Raw genomic sequence first — 18,714 nt, forward strand, 5'->3', positions numbered from 1 at the left:
CCATGAGCACCAGCGCAGCACAGCAAACCAGCAGCACCGATGGCGAGTACAGCATTCTCGACAACATCATCGCGCAAACCCGCCTGACGCCCGACGATGAAGCCTATGACATTGCCAAGCGCGGCGTGTCGGCCTTCATCGAAGAGCTGCTCAAGCCGCACAACGACGGCGAACCGGTCAAGAAGGCCATGGTCGACCGCATGATCGCCGAGATCGATGCCAAGCTCAGCCGCCAGATGGACGCGATTCTCCACCACCCCGACTTCCAGTCGCTGGAGTCGGCCTGGCGTGGCCTGCAGTTGCTGGTCGACCGCACCAACTTTCGCGAAAACATCAAGATAGAAATTCTCAACGTCTCCAAGCAGGACCTGCTGGACGACTTCGAGGACTCGCCCGAAGTCATGCAGGCCGGTCTCTACAAGCACATCTATACCGCAGAGTACGGCCAGTTCGGTGGCCAGCCGGTGGGCGCGATCATCGCCAACTACTTCATGTCGCCCAGCTCCCCCGACGTCAAGCTGATGCAGTACGTCTCCAGCGTTGCGTGCATGTCCCATGCGCCGTTCATCGCCGCTGCCGGTCCGAAGTTCTTCGGCCTCGAAAGCTTCACCGGCCTGCCGGACCTCAAGGATCTCAAGGACCACTTCGAAGGCCCGCAGTTTGCCAAGTGGCAGAGCTTTCGCCAGTCCGAGGACGCGCGCTACATCGGCCTCACCGTGCCGCGCTTCCTGCTGCGCAACCCTTATGACCCGGAGGAAAACCCGGTCAAGTCGTTCGTCTACAAGGAAACCGTGGCCAACAGCCACGAGCACTACCTGTGGGGCAACACCGCCTATGCGTTCGGCACCAAGCTGACCGACAGCTTCGCCAAGTTCCGCTGGTGCCCGAACATCATCGGCCCGCAGAGCGGTGGCGCGGTGGAAGACCTGCCGCTGCACCACTTCGAAAGCATGGGCGAGATCGAGACCAAGATCCCCACCGAAGTGCTGGTGTCGGACCGCCGCGAGTACGAGCTGGCCGAGGAAGGCTTCATTTCCCTGACCATGCGCAAGGGCAGTGACAACGCCGCCTTCTTCTCCGCCAGTTCGGTGCAGAAACCCAAGTTCTTCGGCATCAGCGCCGAGGGCAAGGCCGCCGAGCTGAACTACAAGCTCGGTACCCAGCTGCCCTACATGATGATCGTCAACCGCCTGGCCCACTACCTCAAGGTACTGCAGCGCGAGCAGCTGGGCTCGTGGAAGGAGCGCACCGACCTGGAGCTGGAACTCAACAAGTGGATCCGCCAGTACGTGGCCGACCAGGAGAACCCGAGCGCCGAGGTGCGTGGGCGTCGTCCGCTGCGCGCGGCCCAGATCATCGTCAGCGATGTGGAAGGGGAGCCGGGTTGGTACCGGGTCAGCCTCAACGTGCGCCCGCACTTCAAGTACATGGGCGCCGACTTCACCCTGTCGCTGGTCGGCAAGCTGGATAAAGAGTAAGCGGGGGCGCGTACATGAGCGGATATGGCAGCCTTTTCGAGCGTCTGGGCGGCGAAGCCGACAAGCGTCGCGGCTGGAGCCGCGAGAGGGCTGCCATGGCCTCGGTGGCGGTGCACCTGGGCAAGATGCTCAGTACCCGTGCGGGCAGCGTGCAGACGCTGCCCGATTACGGGCTGGCAGACCTCAATGACATGCGCCTGAGCCTGCATGACGCGCTGAGCCAGGCGCGTCAGGCCATCGAGCAGTTCATCGAAGCCTACGAACCGCGCCTGACCAATGTGCGCGTGGTGTCGCTGCCGCGTGATCACGATCAGCTCAAGCTGGCTTTCAGCATCGAAGGCCTGCTTGAGCTGGACGGGATCAAGCGTCAGGTCAGCTTTTCCGCGCGCCTGGAGGGCGGCGGGCAGGTGCAGGTCAACTGAGACGCGCACCGCGCTGTCGTCTCGCGAACAGGACGTTCCTGAGCATGCAAAACAGGTAACCGAGCATGTCCTTCAATCATTACTACCAGAGCGAGCTCACCGCGTTGCGCCAGCTGGGGCGACGCTTTGCCGAGCGCAGCCCGGCCCTGGCGCCGTTTCTGGGGCAGGCCGGGCGCGACCCGGACGTGGAGCGGCTGCTCGAGGGCTTTGCCTTCCTCACCGGGCGCCTGCGCCAGAAGCTCGATGACGAACTGCCCGAGCTGAGCCATTCGCTGATGCAGTTGCTGTGGCCCAACTACATGCGCCCGCTGCCGGCGTTCAGCATCCTGCAGTTCGACCCGCTGGGCCAGTCCGGCCCGCCCTTGCGGGTGGCGCGCGATACACCGGTCGAGAGCCAGCCGATCGATGAGGTGCGCTGCCGTTTTCGCACCTGCTACCCCACCGATGTCATGGCCCTGGACCTCACCGCGCTCAATTACTCGGTAAAGGGTGATGGGGCGCTGCTCAGCCTGCGCCTGGAGATGAGCTGCGACGGGCATGTCGGCGAGCTGGAACTGAGCCGCCTGCGCCTGCACCTGGCAGGGGAGCGCTACATCAGCCAGATGCTCTACCTGTGCCTGCTGCGCAACGTGGAAGGCATCGAGCTGGTGCCACTGGGGGGCGATGGCAAGCCGCTGGTGCGCGCCAGTGGCGAGAACGTGACAGTGCGCCTGGCTGGCACCCGTATCAAGCCGGTCGGCTTCGCCGAGGAAGAGGCGCTGATTCCCTACCCGCTGAACACCTTTCGCGGTTACCGCTACCTGCAGGAGTACTTCGCCTTCCAGGACAAGTTCCTGTTCGTCGACCTCGACGGCCTGGAGGCACTCAAGTCCCTGGGCACGGAAACCCTCAAGCAGATGCGTGGGCTGGAGATACGTTTCGACATCCGCAGGGGCGGTATCCAGCGCATGCGCCCCACGCTGGACAACGTCAAGCTGTACTGCACCCCTATCGCCAACCTGTTCCAGCACGATGCCCTGCCGATTCGCCTGGATGGCAAGCAGGACGAATACCTGCTGCTGCCCGCCGAGTACGACCTGGAGAACTGCGGGGTGTTCTCGGTGCACAGCGTGACCGGCTGGAAGCCCGGCGGCGTGGGCTACCAGGCCTATGTGCCGTTCGAGTCGTTCGAGCACGACCCCAGTTTCGACGTGCCGCAGACCAGCCCGCACTACAGCATTCGCCAGCGCTCCTCGCTGTTGCATGACGGCCTGGACACCTACCTGAGCTTCGGAATACGCGATACCCGCACCCACGAGACGCTGTCCATCGAGCTCACCTGCACCAACCAGAACCTGCCGCGCCGGCTCAAGCTGGGTGATATCGACCAGCCGTCCGAGCAGACCCCGGAGTTCCTCACCTTCCGCAACATCACCCCGGTCACGGCCAGCTACGCACCGCCCCTGAACCGGGACTTCCTGTGGAAGCTGATCAGCAACATGTCGCTCAACTACCTGTCGCTGGCCAACGTCGATGCGCTCAAGGTGATCCTGGAAACCTACGACTTGCCGCGCTACTACGACCAACATGCCGAGAAGGTCAGCAAGCGCCTGCTCGGCGGGCTCAAGTCGATCCGTCACGAGCATGTCGACCGACTGCACCGCGGCCTGCCCCTGCGTGGGCTGCGCACCGAACTGACCATCGACCCGCAAGGCTACATCGGCGAAGGCGACCTGTTCATGTTCGCCTCGGTGCTCAACGAGTTCTTTGCCCTTTATGCCAGCCTCAACTCGTACCACGAGTTGCGGGTCAGAAGTACCCAGGGAGAGGTGTACCAATGGACACCACGTATGGGCCTGCAGCCCCTGCTTTGAGCGGGCTGAGCCACGCAATACGCGAGTACTCGCTGTTTCAGGCCGTGCTGCTGGTCATCGACCGGCTGCGCGAGTTCCATCCGCACCTGAGCGAAGAGGAGCTGTACGACCAGCTGGAGTTCCAGGCCAATCCGAGCCTGGGCTTTCCGGGCAGCGACGTCGATCGCGTCGAGTTCTTCGACGACCGCGGGCAGATGCGTGCACGCCTGCGTTTCAACCTGATCGGCCTGTGCGGCGCCAGCTCGCCGCTGCCGGCGTTCTACGTGGAGCAGGCGCTGGGCGATGGCGAGGACGGCAACACGACCCGGCAGTTTCTCGACGTGTTCCACCATCGGCTACAGCGCCTGATGCTGCCCATCTGGCGCAAGTACCGTTATCGCGCACGCTTCCAGAGCGGGGCGATGGACCCATTCTCGGCGCAGCTGTTCGCCCTGATCGGGCTGGGCGGCGAGCATATTCGCGAGGCCCGCGAACTGAACTGGAAGCGCCTGCTGCCCTACCTGGGCCTGCTGAGCCTGCGTGCCCACTCGGCGGCATTGATCGAGGCGGTGCTGCGCTACTACTTCAAGCATGCGCAGCTGGTCATCGAGCAGTGCATCGAACGTCGCGTGGTCATCCTGCAGGAGCAGTGCAATCGCCTGGGGCGCGCCAACAGCCTGCTGGGCGAGGACATGGTGCTGGGCGAGCGGGTGCGTGATCGCAACGGCAAGTTCCGCATCCACATCACCCAGCTCGACTGGCAGCGCTTTCACGAGTTCCTGCCGATCGGCTTCGGCTATCAGCCGCTGTGTGCCCTGGTGCGTTTCACCCTGCGCGACCCGCTGGACTACGACATCCGCCTGGTGCTGCGCCAGGAAGAGATTCGCGAGCTGCGTATCGGCCAGGACAACGCCTGCCGTCTGGGATGGACGAGTTGGCTCGGTCACGAACGCGCCGATGGCGTGGTGACCCTGGGAAGCAAAATTCATTAAGGACCGATGGACATGATCACCGTAGACCTGCAACAACTCATCCAGGCGCTGGACGCCGACACCCGTCGTGACCTGGAGCGCTGCGCCGAACGTTGCGTGGCTCGTGGCGGCAGCAGGATCCTGGTCGAGGACCTGCTGCTGGAATTGCTCGATCGCCCCGAAGGCCTACTTGAACGGGCCTTGCACGACGCCGACGTGGCGCCGGGCGAACTGCGCTCCACCCTGCAGGTGCAGCTTGAACACAGCGCTTCGCGCAACCCGGTGTTCGCCCCCGAACTGGTGCAGTGGCTGCAGGATGCGCTGCTGGTGGCCAACCTCGAAATGGGCAGCAGCCAGGTCGAACAGGCTGCGCTGATCCTGGCGCTGCTGCGCAACCCCGTGCGCTATGCCGGCAGCCATTACCAGCCGCTGCTGGCCCGCCTGAACATCGAGCGCCTCAAGTGCTTCGCCCTGGCGTCCCGGCCGGTTGCAGCGCAGGGTGCCGCGGGCGGCCAGGGCGAGTCGATGCTGCAGCGCTTTACCCACAACCTCACGCAGCAGGCCCGCGACGGCCGACTCGACCCGGTACTGTGCCGCGATCAAGCGCTGCGCCAGATGATCGACATCCTTGCCCGGCGGCGCAAGAACAACCCCATCGTGGTGGGCGAGGCCGGTGTGGGCAAGACCGCCATCGTCGAGGGCCTGGCGCTGCGCATTGCCGCCGCCGAAGTGCCGCCGGCACTGCGCGGGGTAGAGCTGCTGGCGCTGGACATGGGCCTGCTGCAGGCCGGCGCCAGCGTCAAGGGCGAGTTCGAGCGACGCCTCAAGGGCGTGATCGACGAGGTCAAGGCCGCGCCCCGACCGGTCATCCTGTTTATCGATGAAGCCCACACCCTGATCGGTGCGGGCGGCAACGCCGGCGGTTCGGATGCGGCCAACCTGCTCAAGCCTGCACTGGCGCGGGGCGAGCTGCGCACCATCGCCGCCACCACCTGGAGCGAGTACAAGAAGTACTTCGAGAAGGACCCGGCCCTGGCCCGGCGCTTTCAGCCGGTACAACTGCACGAGCCGACAGCGGACGAGGCGGTGACCATCCTGCGCGGCCTGGCCCAGGTGTATGAGAAGAGTCACGGTATCTACCTGCGCGATGATGCGGTGGTGGCGGCGGCGCACATGTCGGCGCGCTACCTGGCCGGGCGACAGTTGCCGGACAAGGCGGTCGATGTGCTCGACACCGCCTGTGCCCGGGTGCGCATCAGCCTGGCCGCCGCGCCGCAACGCCTGGAACGCCTGCGTGCTTCGCTGGCCGAGGGCGAGCGGCAGGTGCAGGCGCAGCAGCGCGACGCCGAAGCCGGCGTGGGCATCGACCAAGAGGCGCTGCACCTGTTGCAGGCGCAACTGCTCAGCGACCAGGCCGACCAGCAGGCCGTGCAGGCGCGCTGGGAACAGCAGCGCGCGCTGGCCGAGCAGGTGCTGGACCTGCGCCGGCAGTTGGCCGAAGCCCGCGAGCAGGGCAATGCACGGGATGACGTGGCCGTACTGCAGGCCAGCCTGGAGACCACCCGCAGCCTGCTGGAAGCGGCGCAGGCCGAAGAGCGCCTGGTCAGCTTCGAAGTGTGCCCGCGCCTGGTGGCCGAAGTGATCAGTGCCTGGACCGGCGTGCCGCTGGAGCAACTGGCCCGCGAGCACAACGCCAGGATCATGCGCTTTGCCGAAGACCTGCGTGCGCGCATCCGTGGTCAGGAGCAGGCCGTGCAGGCACTGGACCGGTCGATGCGGGCCAACGCAGCCGGCCTGGCAAAGCCCGATGCGCCGGTCGGGGTGTTCCTGCTGGTGGGGCCCAGTGGCGTGGGCAAGACCGAAACGGCCCTGGCCCTGGCCGACCTGCTGTATGGCGGCGAGCGCTTCATCACCACCATCAACATGTCCGAGTTCCAGGAGAAGCACACCGTGTCGCGGCTGATCGGCGCGCCGCCCGGTTACGTCGGCTATGGCGAGGGCGGCATGCTCACCGACGCGGTGCGCCAGAAGCCCTATTCCGTGGTGCTGCTGGATGAGGTCGAGAAGGCCGACCCGGACGTGCTGAACCTGTTCTACCAGATCTTCGACAAGGGCGTGGCCAGCGACGGCGAGGGGCGCGAAATCGACTTTCGCAACACCCTGATCCTGATGACCTCCAACCTGGCCAGCGAGCAGATCGCGAGCCTTTGCCAAGGCGCCGAACGGCCCTCTGCCGAGCAGCTGGAACAGGCCATACGCCCCGCCTTGAGCAGGCATTTCAAACCGGCCTTGCTGGCGCGCATGCGTGTGGTGCCGTACTACCCGGTGAGCGGCCCGGTGCTGCGCGAGCTGGTCGAGATCAAGCTGCAGCGCTTTGGCCAGCGGCTGCTGCGCCGGCAACTGGGTTTCACCTATGCCCCGGCGCTGGTCGAGCACCTGGCCGAGCGTTGCACCCAGGGCGACAGCGGCGCGCGGCTGATCGACCACCTGCTCGACCTGCACCTGATGCCGCAGGTGGCTGACCGGCTGCTGGCAGCGATGGCGGCCGGGGAGTCGTTGCAGCAGGTGCATGCCACGCTCGATGGCGATACGGGCGTGAGGTGCGAGTTTGCCTGAGGTGGGGGTGATGTTCACCCACGTGCCGCAGCCCTTGCGCTATGCCGAAGCCCTGTTGACGCACTTCGCCAGCCTGTCGCGTACGGGCCGGGAACCCGCGCTGCAGGAGCGCTTCGTGCAGGCGGTGGCCGAGCTCAGCGGTTGCGAGCTCAGTCAGCTGTACCTGCTCGATGCCACCCACACTTCGCTGAGCCTTGCCGCCGAATGGCTGGGCGGGGCCTTGCAGCCGCGTGCTGCCGCCAGCGTGCCGGTGGATTACAACGGCGAGCAACTGCTGCAGTTCGCGCTGTGCCAGAACCGTTCGGTAAGCCTTGCCGACCTGCCCGCCAGCCTGCTCGACACCAGTTTCCTGCCGGTGCTGCACAGCCCCTGGCAGTCGCTGCTGTGCGTACCGCTGCTCAACCCGCACCAGGCCATCGCCGGCCTGCTGCTGTGTGCCAGCCGTACCAGCGTCGACCTGGGCGGCTTTGCCCAGTCGCTGGGACAGCTGGGGGCGTTCGTGCTGGTGCAAATGGAGTTGCTGCAACGCCTGCACCAGCCCGAAGCGGCGCCGGCGCCGCTGCCCGCCACGCGCGCAGGCGCCACCGACTACGGGCTGATCGGCAACAGCGCCGCGATGCGCCAGGCCTACCAGCTGATCAGCAAGGTGCTGCACAGCCCCTACACCGTCCTGCTGCTGGGCGAGACCGGCACCGGCAAGGAGGTCGTGGCCCGGGCGATTCACGACTACGGCCCGCGCGGTACCCGGCCGTTCGTGGTGCAGAACTGTGCGGCCCTGCCGGAGAACCTGCTGGAGAGCGAACTGTTCGGGTATCGCCGGGGCGCCTTCACCGGCGCATTGCGCGACCGCCCTGGCCTGTTCGATGCCGCCCACGGCGGCACCCTGCTGCTCGACGAGATCGGCGACATGCCGCTGTCGCTGCAGGCCAAGCTGCTGCGCGTGCTGCAGGAGGGCGAGATCCGCCCGCTGGGTTCCAACGACACCCACACCATCGATGTGCGCATCATCGCCGCCACCCACCGCGACCTGGCGGTGCTGGTCAGCGAAGGGCGCTTTCGCGAAGACCTGTACTACCGCCTGGCGCAGTTCCCCATCGAGTTGCCGGCCCTGCGTCAGCGCGGCGGCGATGTGCCAGTGCTGGCCCGGCATTTCTCTGCCAAGGCCTGCGAGTTTCTGGGGCGCAAGCCCCTGCAGTGGTCGCCGGCGGCACTGGCCTACCTCGACGGGCTCGCCTGGCCGGGCAACGTGCGTGAACTCAAGGGCCTGGTGGAGCGCGCGGTGTTGCTGTGCGACGGCGAGTGCCTGCTGCCTGAGCATGTTGCTCCGGCCAGCGAAGTACCGTCGGGGGACAGCGGGCTGAACCTGCGCGACCGCCTTGAAAACGTGGAGCGCCACTGGCTGCTCGACTGCCTGCGCAAGAACGCCGGCAACCAGACCCTGGCCGCACGCGAGCTGGGCCTGCCGCGGCGCACCCTGCTGTACCGCCTGGGGCGGCTGAACATCAACCTTGGCGAGTTCGAAGGTTGAGCGGCCATGGCGAGCAATGCTGCATTTTCCCTTACAACCGTGCGCTGCCCCCGGCGGGCGGTGCCCCGTGCAATGCCCACCGATGGAGATCTGCAAATGTCTGTTCGTCACTGGCCCGCCTTGCTGCTGGCGCTGATCGTGCTCAGCGGCCTGGGCGGCTGTAGCGGCAATTACAAATTCAACGACGACACCTATCGCCCGCTGGGCGATCCGCAGGCAGCCAACCGCGGCAAGTGAGTGCAAGGAGCATCAACATGGAACTGGTTCTTGAAACGCAGGGACGCAGCAAGACCTTCACCCGTGCAGGCGGCGTGATCGGGCGCGACGAGGCGTGCGACTGGGTCATCAGCGACCCGCAGCGGCATGTCTCCAAGCGACATGCGCTGGTCACCTGTCAGGAGGGCGTGTTCTTCCTCACCGACATCAGCAGCAACGGCACCCGCGACGGACGCAGCGGTGCGCAGCTGCGCAAGGGGCAGGCGCAGCGAATCGAGCAGGACAGCGTGTACCTGCTGGGCGGTTTCGAGGTGCGCGCGCGCCTGGTCACCCGCACCGCAGCCGATGTCGAGGTCGGCCTGCCCAGCGCCGCGGGCAGCATCATCCCTGACGACGCCTTTCTTGAGCTGGACCCGTTCCATGCCCTCGACCAGCAGGACGTCGAGCCTTCGCCCCTCGACGCACTGAGTGCACTCGACACGGTTGCACCGGTGGCCCGCCAGCGCCCCGACTACGCGCGCATAGACATGGAAAGCCTGCTGGTACCCAACCTGGTGGCGCAGCCCGAACCCGACGATGAACCACAGGCGCCGCCGGCACCTGCATGTAACGAACGGTTCTGGGCAGCCTTTGGTACCGCCCTCGGGGTCGATCTGGGCGGGCTCGACCCTGGTGCCCGTGAAGCCCTGGCGATCAAGGCGGCCGGCCTGCTCAAGCAGAGCATCGGCGGCGTGCAGCAAAGCCTGCGCACCCGCAGCGAACTGAAGAACGAGTTGCGCCTGGCCCTGACCACCTCCCACCGCGCCAGCCACAACCCGTTGAAGTCGAGCGCCGATGCCGGCCAGGCGCTGGGCCTGTTGCTGCACCCGGCCGCGCCCGGCCAGCTCCCTGCGAGCCAGGCACTGACCCAGGCCTACCGCGACCTGCAGGCGCATCAGGTGGCGATGCTGACGGCCTGTCGCGCTGCGCTGCAGGGTGTGCTTGAGCACTTTTCGCCACGCCAGCTGGGCCTGCAGTTCGAGCGCGGCCGGGCACCGCTGCTGCGGACTGCCGGCAGCCAGTGGCGCGCCTACGTGCGCTACCACCAGGCCCTTGGCCAGGACGATGAATGGAGCGAGCGCCTGCTGGCGCGCGACTTCGCCCAGGCCTACGCCGAACAGGTTCGCCTGATCGGCACCCTTCACACCGACGCTCAAGGATGATCCCCATGCTGCGCTGCAAGACCTTTCTCTCCACCGGCCTGATGGCGCTGGCGCTGTTGCTGGCCGGTTGCTCCGCGCTGTCGCCGTACTCGGAACTGACCAAGCTGCAACTGACCCTCGACGCCGGCGACCAGCTCAACCCGGACCTCAATGGCCGGCCCTCGCCGATCGTTGTGCGCCTGTTCGAACTCAAGCACCCGGTGGCCTTCGAGCATGCCGACTTCTTCAGCCTGTACGAGCGGGCCAAGGAATCCCTGGCGCCAGACCTGGTGGTCAGCGAAGAGCTGGAGCTGCGCCCCGGTGAGCACGTGACGCTGCGCCTGAGCGTGGAACCTGGCAGCCGCTACGTCGGCGTGCTGGCGGCCTACCGCGACCTGGAGCAGACCCAGTGGCGCTACGTGGTCCAGATCACCCCGCAGGCACTCAACAGCGCCAGCCTGGCGCTGGACCAGGCCGGCATTCGCAACAGCAACGCCACACTGGCCCGGACGGAAAACTGATCATGCATGTGCACAAAGTCATTTGGCAGGAAGGCATGCTGCTGCGTCCGCAGCACTTCCAGCACAACGATCGCTACTACGACTACCAGATGAAAACCCGAACCCAGCTGCTGGGCAGCTACAACTGGGGTTTTCTCAGCCTGGAGATCGACCAGCAGTTCCTGAGCATGGGCAAGCTGGTGGTCAGCCAGGCCAGCGGCGTGCTGCCCGACGGCAGCCTGTTCGAACTCAGCAGCAACATCGAGCCGCTGGCCCTGGACATACCGCCCAACACCGGCAACACGCCGGTGTACCTGGCACTGCCGCTGGTGACCGGCAACCACATCGAGACCCGGCGACTGGAGCAGTCCGATGTGCTGGCGCGCTATATCGCCTACGAAACCCCGGTCAGCGACTCCAACGCCGGTGACGACATCAACAGCGACATCAGCTGTGCACGGCCGGACTTTCGCCTGCTGCTGGGCGAGCAGCAGGGCGATCAGGCCTACGTCAAGCTCAAGCTGTGCGCCGTGCTCGACACCACCCCGGACGGCGTGATCAGCCTGGACCCCGAGTTCGTGCCGACCTTCATCCACACCCACGCGTCAAGCTACCTGCTGTCGTGCCTCAAGGAGGTGATCAGCATGCTCGGCCACCGTGGCGACACCATTGCCGAGCGCATCCGTTCCAACGGCAAGGTCGGCGGCGCGGAGGTGGGCGACTTCATGATGCTGCAACTGATCAATCGTACCGAACTGCTGCTGCGTCACTACCTGGGCCTGGACCAGCTGCACCCCGAGGAGCTGTACCGCACCCTGCTGACCATGCTGGGGGACCTGGCGACCTTTGCCAGCGACACCAAGCGCCCGCGTACCGACAGCCGTTATCAGCACAGCGACCAGGGCGCGAGCTTTCGCCGGCTGATGGACGGCATACGCGAGGTGCTGTCGATGGTGCTGGAACAGCACGCCATCGAACTGGACCTGCAAACCCGCCAGTACGGCATCCTGGTGGCCGCCGTGCACGACCAGACGCTGCTCGCCTCGGCCTCGTTCGTACTGGCCGCCAGCGCCAACTGCGACAGCGAGACCCTGCGCACGCGCCTGCCCTCGCACCTCAAGGTCGGCCCGGTGGAACGTATCCGGCAACTGGTCAACCTGCACCTGCCTGGCATCAAGGTGGTGCCGTTGCCGGTGGCGCCGCGGCAGATCCCGTTCCATTCCAACAAGACCTACTTCCTGCTCGAATTCAACGCCGAAGACCAGGCCCTGCTGGAGCGCTCCGGTGGTTTTGCCTTCCACGTCTCGGGCGAGTTCGCCGAGCTCGAACTGAAATTCTGGGCCATCAGGAACTGACCGCATGCACAAGGACATCGAACACCGTCAGGACGACAAGACCGTGCTGGTGGACCGCCAGGGCCAGGCGCCCAGGCAGGTTCCGCTGACCGATGGGTTGGCCACGCCGCGCCTGGAGCAACTGGAAGACCGGATGATCTACTCGGCCCGCCTGGGCCCGGCCGAGGCCATCAACATCAGCCTCAACACCCTGGTGGCAGCCGCCTCGGACCTGCTCTCGCACGTGGTGCGGCTCAAGCACAGCGACAGCCGCGAAGATCTCGACGCCCTCAACCAGACACTCACCCATGGCATCAAGCTGTTCGAGGCCCATGCGCTGCACAACGGCGCCGAGCCCAGCCAGGTGATGACCGCGCGCTACGTGTTGTGCTCGGTGCTCGACGAGGCCGTGGTCACCACCTCCTGGGGCAACGAGAGCGAGTGGGCGCAGATGAGCCTGCTCAGCACCTTTCACAACGAGACCTTCGGTGGCGAGAAGTTCTTCCAGCTGCTCGATCGTCTGTCGAAGAACCCTGTCAAGCACCTGCCGATGCTGGAGCTCATGTACCTGTGTCTGTCGCTGGGGTTCGAGGGCAAGTACCGCGTGATGGTACGCGGCATGCTCGAACTCGAAGGGATTCGCGACGCCTTGTTCCGCCAGGTGCGGCAACTGCGCGGGGATGCCCCGCGCGAACTTTCGCCGCAGTGGGAAGGGCTCAACGACCAGCGTCGCAGCCTGGTGCGGGTGGTGCCGTGGTGGATGGTCACGCTGTTCGCGCTGATCTGCCTGGTGGTGATGTATTCGGGGTTCGCCTGGGTGTTGGGCGAGCAGCGCGAGGCCGTGCTGCAACCTTTTCAGCAGCTTGACCCGGAAACGGTCCAGGCGCAGCAGTAGAACAGGGACGTGTGATGAAAAACTTCTTCAAGAAAGTCAGCGATTTCCTGCGCAAGACGTGGGTATGGACGCTGTTGCTGGTGCTGTCGCTGGTACTGCTGGTGTGGTTCGTGGGGCCGCTGCTGGCAGTCGACGATCACCGCTTCTGGGCCTCGGCCACCTCGCGTCTGCTGACCATCAGTGCGCTGTTCCTGTGCTGGGGGCTAGGCATGGTGTTCGCCAGCTGGCGCGCCGGGGTGCAGAAAAAGGCTGTCGAAGAGAGCGAGGACGGCCAGGAACGCCTGCGCCGTGAAGCGCGCATCGACGAGGACCACAAGGAGCTGCGCAGCCGCTTCAGCGAGGCGTTGCGTACGCTCAAGGGCTCGAGCCTGTATGGCGGGCGCAGCGAGCGCTGGCGCAACGACCTGCCCTGGTATTTGCTGATCGGCCCCCAGGGCAGTGGCAAGACCAGCCTGCTGGACTTTTCCGGCCTGGAGTTTCCGCTCAACAAATTGGACCGCCAACTCACCCGCGACACCCGCGGTACGCGCCATTGCGACTGGTATTTTGCCGACCACGCGGTGTTGATCGACACCGCCGGACGCTACCTGACCCAGGAAACCGCCGAGGTCGACGCCAGTGCCTGGCGTACCCTGCTCAACCTGCTGCGTCGACGCAGCCGCAGCCGGCCGCTCAACGGCGTGCTGGTCAGCGTGCCGGTCGAGCTGCTGCGCAGTGGCGACGAGAAGGGCCTGGAAAACCTGGCGCGCCAGGTCCATGCGCGACTGCAGGAAATCCAGCAGACCCTGCATGTCCAGGTGCCGGTGTACCTGGTGCTGAGCAAGGCCGACCAGTTGCAGGGCTTCGACGATTTCTTCGACCAGCTCAGCCGTGAAGAAAGCGACCAGGTACTGGGCAGCACCTTCACCAAGGCGCAGAACGGCACCGATGTGGCCGTGCTGCGCCAGGCCTTCGAGGCGCTGCTGCGGCGCCTCAACAGCCAGGTGATCATGCGCATGCACCACGAGCGCGATACACAGCGGCGCGCGCGCATCCTCGACTTCCCGCACCAGCTGGCGCAGATCGGCGAGCAACTGTGCCTGTTCGTCGACATCGCCTTCACCGGCAATCGCTACCAGCGCGCCAGCCAGCTTCGCGGGTTCTACCTCACCAGTGCGCCGCACCTTGTCCAGCAGCTGGACCCGGACACCGCCAGCATCGGGGCCAGCCTGGGCCTGCCCAGCACGGTGCTACCCACCTTGCGCAGCGGGCGTTCGCGGTTCATCCATCACCTGCTCAGCCGGGTCATCTTCCCCGAGGCCGACCTGGCCGGCCTCGACCAGCGCGAGCGGCGACGCATCGACTGGGGGCAGCGCGCACTGTATGTCGGCGCGCTGGGCGTACTGGTGTGCTGCGGGTTGCTGTGGGCGGGCGGTTTCAGTGCCAACCACGACCGCCTCGAGCAACTGCGCGGGCTCGGTCAGGTGTGGGCCGGGCAGCGTGCAGCGCTGACCCCGCAAAGCGATGCCATGGCCGCGCTCAAGCCGCTGGACAGCAGCTATGCCGCGACCCAGGTATTCCCGCCTTCGGGTGATGCGTCACTGCATGAGCGCCTGGGCCTGTACCAGGGCGAGCAGAGCAATCCGTTGCTTCGCAGTGCCTACGAACAGGACCTGCACACCCAACTGCTGCCGCGGGTGGCCAAACAGCTCGAAGGGCAGATACGTGGCAACCTGCGCGACCGTGAGCGCCTGCTCAACAGCCTGCGTGCCTACCTGATGCTGAGCATGCCCGACCGCCGCGAAGCCGCCTGGCTGCAGGAGTGGGTAGCCGCTGACTGGTCGCGCCGCTACGCGGGCAACACGGCGGTGCAAAACGGGCTCAACGGGCATTTCGAACGCCTGCTGCAACTGCCATTCAGCTACCCGCTGGACCCGCAACTGGTGGCCCAGGCACGCAAGGTGCTGCGCAGCGAATCGCTGGTCAACGTGGTGTACCGGGTACTGCGCGAGCAGGCCAGCAGCCTGCCCGACTACCGCCTCAGCCAGCACCTGGGCCCCCAGGGCGGGCTGTTTTTCGGCACCGACTACGTGATTCCGGGGTTTTACACCCAGCAGGGCTACGAGCAGTATTTCTCGGTACAGGGCTCGACCCTGGTCAGCGAGCTGCTGCGTGACAACTGGGTTCTGGGTGAGGGCAGCGGCATCAGCGACATGGACATGCGCCGCCTGCTGGTAGGATTGGAACAGCTGTACTTTCGCGACTACGCCAACCACTGGAGCGAGGCTGTCGGCCAGGTCGGCCTGCAACCGTTCGGTGATGCCGGCGAGGGCGCCGATCAGCTCGCCGGGCTCACCTCGGCCAACTCGCCGGTACTTCAACTGCTGGTGCAGGTGCGCGACAACACCCGTTTCGAGCCCGTGCCGGGCAGCACCGATGAGCCCGCCGAGGCACCGGCCAGCGACCCGGCCAAGGGGGTCAAGCTGGGCAAGAAGGCCAAGACGGCGGTCGCCGTGGCCGGCAAGGTCCAGGGCGCCCTGGTGAGCAAGCCCGCCGTGGCGGCCAAGCCGCTGCCCGACACCGCGAAGAAGTCCCTGCAGCGGCGTTTCGAATCCCTGCATCGGCTGCTGGACGAAAACAATGGCCCCTCCGCCGACCTCACCCCGGCGCTGCAGGCGCTCAACGACCTGCAACTGCAGATGGCCGGCCTCGCGCGCGCCAGCCAGCCGGAGCAGATGGCCTTCGAGCTTGCCAAGACCCGCATGGGGGGCCAGCGCGATGCGCTCAGCGCCCTGCGCAACGCATCCGGGCGTCTGCCGCGACCGCTCAATGGCTGGTTCAACCTGCTGGCCGAAGACAGCTGGCGGCTGGTACTCAACGATGCCTACCAGTACGTCAACGAGCGCTACCAGAGCGAGCTGTACGGCTTCTACGGTGAGTCGATCCAGCAGCGCTACCCGTTCGATGCCCACAGCACCAGTGACGTGGCGATCAACGACTTTCGCGAGTTCTTCAAGGCTCAGGGCATCGCCGAGCGCTTCTTCGACACCTACCTGCGCCCATTCATCAGCGGCGACCCGGGCAGCTACCGCCTGCGCAGCATCGACGGCCAGAGCCTGCCGATCTCGCGGGTCTACCTGGACCAGATGGCCAGGACCCAGACGATTCGCCAGAGCTTCTTCGCCGAGAACCCGGCGCAGCCGCAGGTGCAGTTCAGGCTCGAGCCCTACACCCTGGACTCGGCGGTGAGCCGCGCCGAGTTCCGTTTTGGCGATCGGCAGCTGGACTATCGCCACGGCCCGGTGGTGCCCATGACCTTCAATTGGCCGACCGATGCCCAGGACGGTCGCGCAAGCCTGGTGCTCGAACGCATGGTCGAGCGCCCGATCGGCATCGAGAAGAACACCGGGCCGTGGTCGCTGTTCCGCCTGTTCGACCTGATGCAGACCGAGTACCTCAAGGGCCGCGACGTGCTGGTGCTCAAGGCCGAAGTGGGCGGGCTGCGGGCCAACTACCTGCTCAGCAGCCAGCGTGCGCCCAACCCTTTCGACGTTGGCGTGTTACGCGGCTTTCGTCTGCCGGGGTCGCTCTAGATGCAGGTTGGAGCACGCTGGCGCAGCGCGGCGCGCACGGATGCTGGCAAGGTGCGCATGCGCAACGAGGACGCGTTTCTGGAGTGCCCGGCGCAGGGCCTGTGGGCGGTGGCCGATGGCATGGGCGGCTACCGCGGTGGCGACCTGGCCAGCCAGCTGATCGTCGCCAGCCTGGCCGAGTTGCCGGCCCATGGAAGTTTTGACGAGCGCCTGGAAGGGGTGCGCGGGTGCCTGCATTGGATCAACCGGCGCCTTGGCCAGGAACTGACCGTCACGGATGCACACCACGACAGCATCATGGGCAGCACGGTGGTGGCGCTGCTGCTCGAGGGCGAGCGTGCGGCGTGCATCTGGGCCGGCGACAGCCGCTGCTACCTGTGGCGCCAGCAGCGTCTTTACCAGCTGTCACGCGACCATTCGTTGCAGCAGCAGTTGATCGACCAGCGCCAGATGAGCGCGGAGCAGGCGCGGGCGCAACCGGGCGCTCGCGCCCTGACCCGCGCCCTTGGCGCCAGCGAGCAGCTGACCCTGGAGGTGCTGGAGCTGCAGGTATACCCGGGCGATGCGTTCCTGCTGTGCAGCGACGGCCTGTACCAGGAACTGAGCAGCGATGCCCTGGGCAAGGCGTTGAGCCTGGCGTCGGCGCAGGTCGCGCTGGAGCGTCTGTTCGAAGGGGCATTGCGTGGCGCGGCGGGGGACAACCTGACCGCCGTGGTGATTCGCCAATGAGCAGACACCAGCCCGACCTCGGTGCCTTGCTGGCCACCGAATCCCGCGACGCCAACCTCACCTATTTCGCCTTCGTCAACGGCCAGTTGGCCACCCCGGCGCCCGCTGCGGCCAAGCGCAAGGGGCGCCGCACAGGGAAGAAAAAGCCGGCGCCGACACCGCCGCTGGTGCCGCTGCCGCAGGTGCTGGCCGGGCGCTATCGGCTCGAACGCCTGCTCGGTGCCGGCGGCATGGGCATGGTCTATCGCGCCCGCGATCTGCTGCGCGAGCAGTTCGGTGACCCGCAGCCCTGTGTGGCGATCAAGCTCGTGAGCGAGGCGCTGGCCGCCTCGCCGGATGCCAACGCGCTCCTGTTCAGCGAGTTTGCCCTGACCCGGCACGTGGCGCACCCGCAGGTGGTCAACCTGTACAGCTTCGAGATCGACCCGCCGAGCCAGCGCGCCTTCATCACCCTGGAGCTGCTGCGCGGGCCGGCACTGGACAAACTGCTGTGCGAGCAACCGCTGGGCCTGCACGGGCAGGCGTTGAACGCCATCGTGTTGCCGCTGCTGGAAGCCCTGGCCTGCTGCCATGCCCGGGGCGTGTTTCACGGTGACCTCAAGCCGAGCAACGTGATGCTCGGCGAAGATGGCGTGCGCCTGTTCGATTTTGGTCTTGGCCAGGCCGACGCCGGTGTGCTTTCGGGGCTGGCCCACCTCAGCCGCGAGCGCTTCAACGCCTGGACGCCCGGCTACGCAGCACCGGAACTACTTGAACACGGCACGCTGGGTGCGGCGGCGGATATGTATGCGGTGGCCTGCCTGATCTACGAGCTGGCCAGCGGCAAGCATCCCTATCGGCGCCTGCCTTCAACTCAGGCCCGCGCCGAGCAGCTCGATCGCACGCTGACGCGCCCGTCGAACCTGCCCACGCACTGCTGGCCTGCGCTGAAAAATGCGCTGGCGTTCGACCCTGCCCAGCGCACGGTCAGTGCGCGGCAACTGCAGGAGGCGATGGCGTCGAAAGGGGGCTATTGGGGGCGTGTTTTTTCGCTTTTCAAGCGCTGAAAATCTACCCTGCCGTTTTTACCAACTGCGCAACTTCTTGCGCACTCAAATGTGGATAACCCTGTGCATACATTTCCCTAGGCCTTTGGGATAAAGGCCTACAGACGAGTGCGCAACTTCTTGCACAGTACTGCGCAAGAAGTTGCGCACTTTTTCGGGTTTTCTCGCGTAAAAGTGCTCAAAAAACGTACAGTAAAAACACAAGCTACTGATTAACAACAGCTAAATTTAAGTTGGCACGGGTCTTGAACTGTCTCCTTGCAGCCACACGGCATTTTTCGCCTGTTCGGCTTCACTTTCTGCAAGGAGCAAACCCCCATGGCAACACCTGCCTACATGTCCGTCACCGGCACCAAACAAGGCCTGATCACCGCCGGTGCCTTCACCGCCGATT

The 18,714-nt window shown here is 65.9% G+C and carries 14 protein-coding genes and 1 pseudogene; all 15 read left to right on the forward strand.

Features of this window, described 5'->3' with window-relative positions; all coding sequences use genetic code 11:
• Positions 1–2: 2 nt before the first annotated feature.
• A complete protein-coding gene (gene tssC / locus MF6396_RS25710) occupies positions 3–1,478 on the forward strand; it encodes a type VI secretion system contractile sheath large subunit (protein ID WP_043860559.1) in 1,476 nt (491 codons plus the stop codon).
• A gap of 14 nt (positions 1,479–1,492) precedes the next feature.
• On the forward strand, positions 1,493–1,900 hold the full coding sequence (gene tssE, locus MF6396_RS25715) for a type VI secretion system baseplate subunit TssE (protein ID WP_043860558.1): 408 nt from the start codon (positions 1,493–1,495) through the stop codon (positions 1,898–1,900).
• Positions 1,901–1,965: 65 nt separating this feature from the next.
• Complete coding sequence (tssF, locus tag MF6396_RS25720; RefSeq protein ID WP_078481825.1) at positions 1,966–3,753, forward strand: type VI secretion system baseplate subunit TssF; 1,788 nt, start codon at positions 1,966–1,968, stop codon at positions 3,751–3,753.
• A complete protein-coding gene (gene tssG, locus MF6396_RS25725) occupies positions 3,717–4,724 on the forward strand; it encodes a type VI secretion system baseplate subunit TssG (protein ID WP_078481826.1) in 1,008 nt (335 codons plus the stop codon). The genes tssF and tssG overlap by 37 nt, the downstream gene beginning before the upstream one ends.
• Before the next feature lie 6 nt (positions 4,725–4,730).
• Positions 4,731–7,319 carry a type VI secretion system ATPase TssH gene (gene tssH, locus MF6396_RS25730; RefSeq protein ID WP_177346351.1) on the forward strand — a complete coding sequence of 863 codons (2,589 nt, stop codon included), beginning with the start codon at positions 4,731–4,733 and terminating at the stop codon, positions 7,317–7,319.
• Between the two features lie 10 nt (positions 7,320–7,329).
• Complete coding sequence (locus MF6396_RS25735) at positions 7,330–8,847, forward strand: sigma 54-interacting transcriptional regulator (protein WP_078481828.1); 1,518 nt, start codon at positions 7,330–7,332, stop codon at positions 8,845–8,847.
• A gap of 96 nt (positions 8,848–8,943) precedes the next feature.
• Entirely contained in the window at positions 8,944–9,084 is a 141-nt protein-coding gene (locus tag MF6396_RS25740) for a hypothetical protein (protein ID WP_058540727.1), read from the forward strand.
• A 17-nt stretch (positions 9,085–9,101) separates the two neighbouring features.
• On the forward strand, positions 9,102–10,265 hold the full coding sequence (gene tagH, locus MF6396_RS25745; protein WP_078481829.1) for a type VI secretion system-associated FHA domain protein TagH: 1,164 nt from the start codon (positions 9,102–9,104) through the stop codon (positions 10,263–10,265).
• 5 nt (positions 10,266–10,270) lie between these two features.
• Positions 10,271–10,765, forward strand: a complete 495-nt coding sequence (tssJ, locus tag MF6396_RS25750) for a type VI secretion system lipoprotein TssJ (protein ID WP_078481830.1) — start codon at positions 10,271–10,273, stop codon at positions 10,763–10,765.
• Positions 10,766–10,767: 2 nt separating this feature from the next.
• Positions 10,768–12,099 carry a type VI secretion system baseplate subunit TssK gene (tssK, locus tag MF6396_RS25755; protein ID WP_054916577.1) on the forward strand — a complete coding sequence of 444 codons (1,332 nt, stop codon included), beginning with the start codon at positions 10,768–10,770 and terminating at the stop codon, positions 12,097–12,099.
• A 4-nt stretch (positions 12,100–12,103) separates the two neighbouring features.
• Positions 12,104–12,973: a type IVB secretion system protein IcmH/DotU gene (gene icmH, locus MF6396_RS25760; protein WP_058540725.1), complete on the forward strand. Its 870-nt coding sequence runs from the start codon at positions 12,104–12,106 to the stop codon at positions 12,971–12,973.
• Positions 12,974–12,987: 14 nt separating this feature from the next.
• Positions 12,988–16,545, forward strand: a complete 3,558-nt coding sequence (gene tssM, locus MF6396_RS25765) for a type VI secretion system membrane subunit TssM (protein WP_078481831.1) — start codon at positions 12,988–12,990, stop codon at positions 16,543–16,545.
• Positions 16,546–17,274 (forward strand): PP2C family protein-serine/threonine phosphatase, encoded by a 729-nt coding sequence (locus MF6396_RS25770; protein WP_043860549.1) that lies wholly within the window; start codon positions 16,546–16,548, stop codon positions 17,272–17,274.
• Positions 17,271–18,320 (forward strand): serine/threonine-protein kinase, encoded by a 1,050-nt coding sequence (locus MF6396_RS25775; RefSeq protein ID WP_078481832.1) that lies wholly within the window; start codon positions 17,271–17,273, stop codon positions 18,318–18,320. The genes MF6396_RS25770 and MF6396_RS25775 overlap by 4 nt, the downstream gene beginning before the upstream one ends.
• Before the next feature lie 318 nt (positions 18,321–18,638).
• Positions 18,639–18,714, forward strand: a pseudogene (locus tag MF6396_RS25780) (Hcp family type VI secretion system effector); the annotation flags it as partial.

Source organism: Pseudomonas sp. MF6396 (assembly GCF_002018915.1).
Taxonomy (GTDB): Bacteria; Pseudomonadota; Gammaproteobacteria; order Pseudomonadales; family Pseudomonadaceae; genus Aquipseudomonas; species Aquipseudomonas palmensis.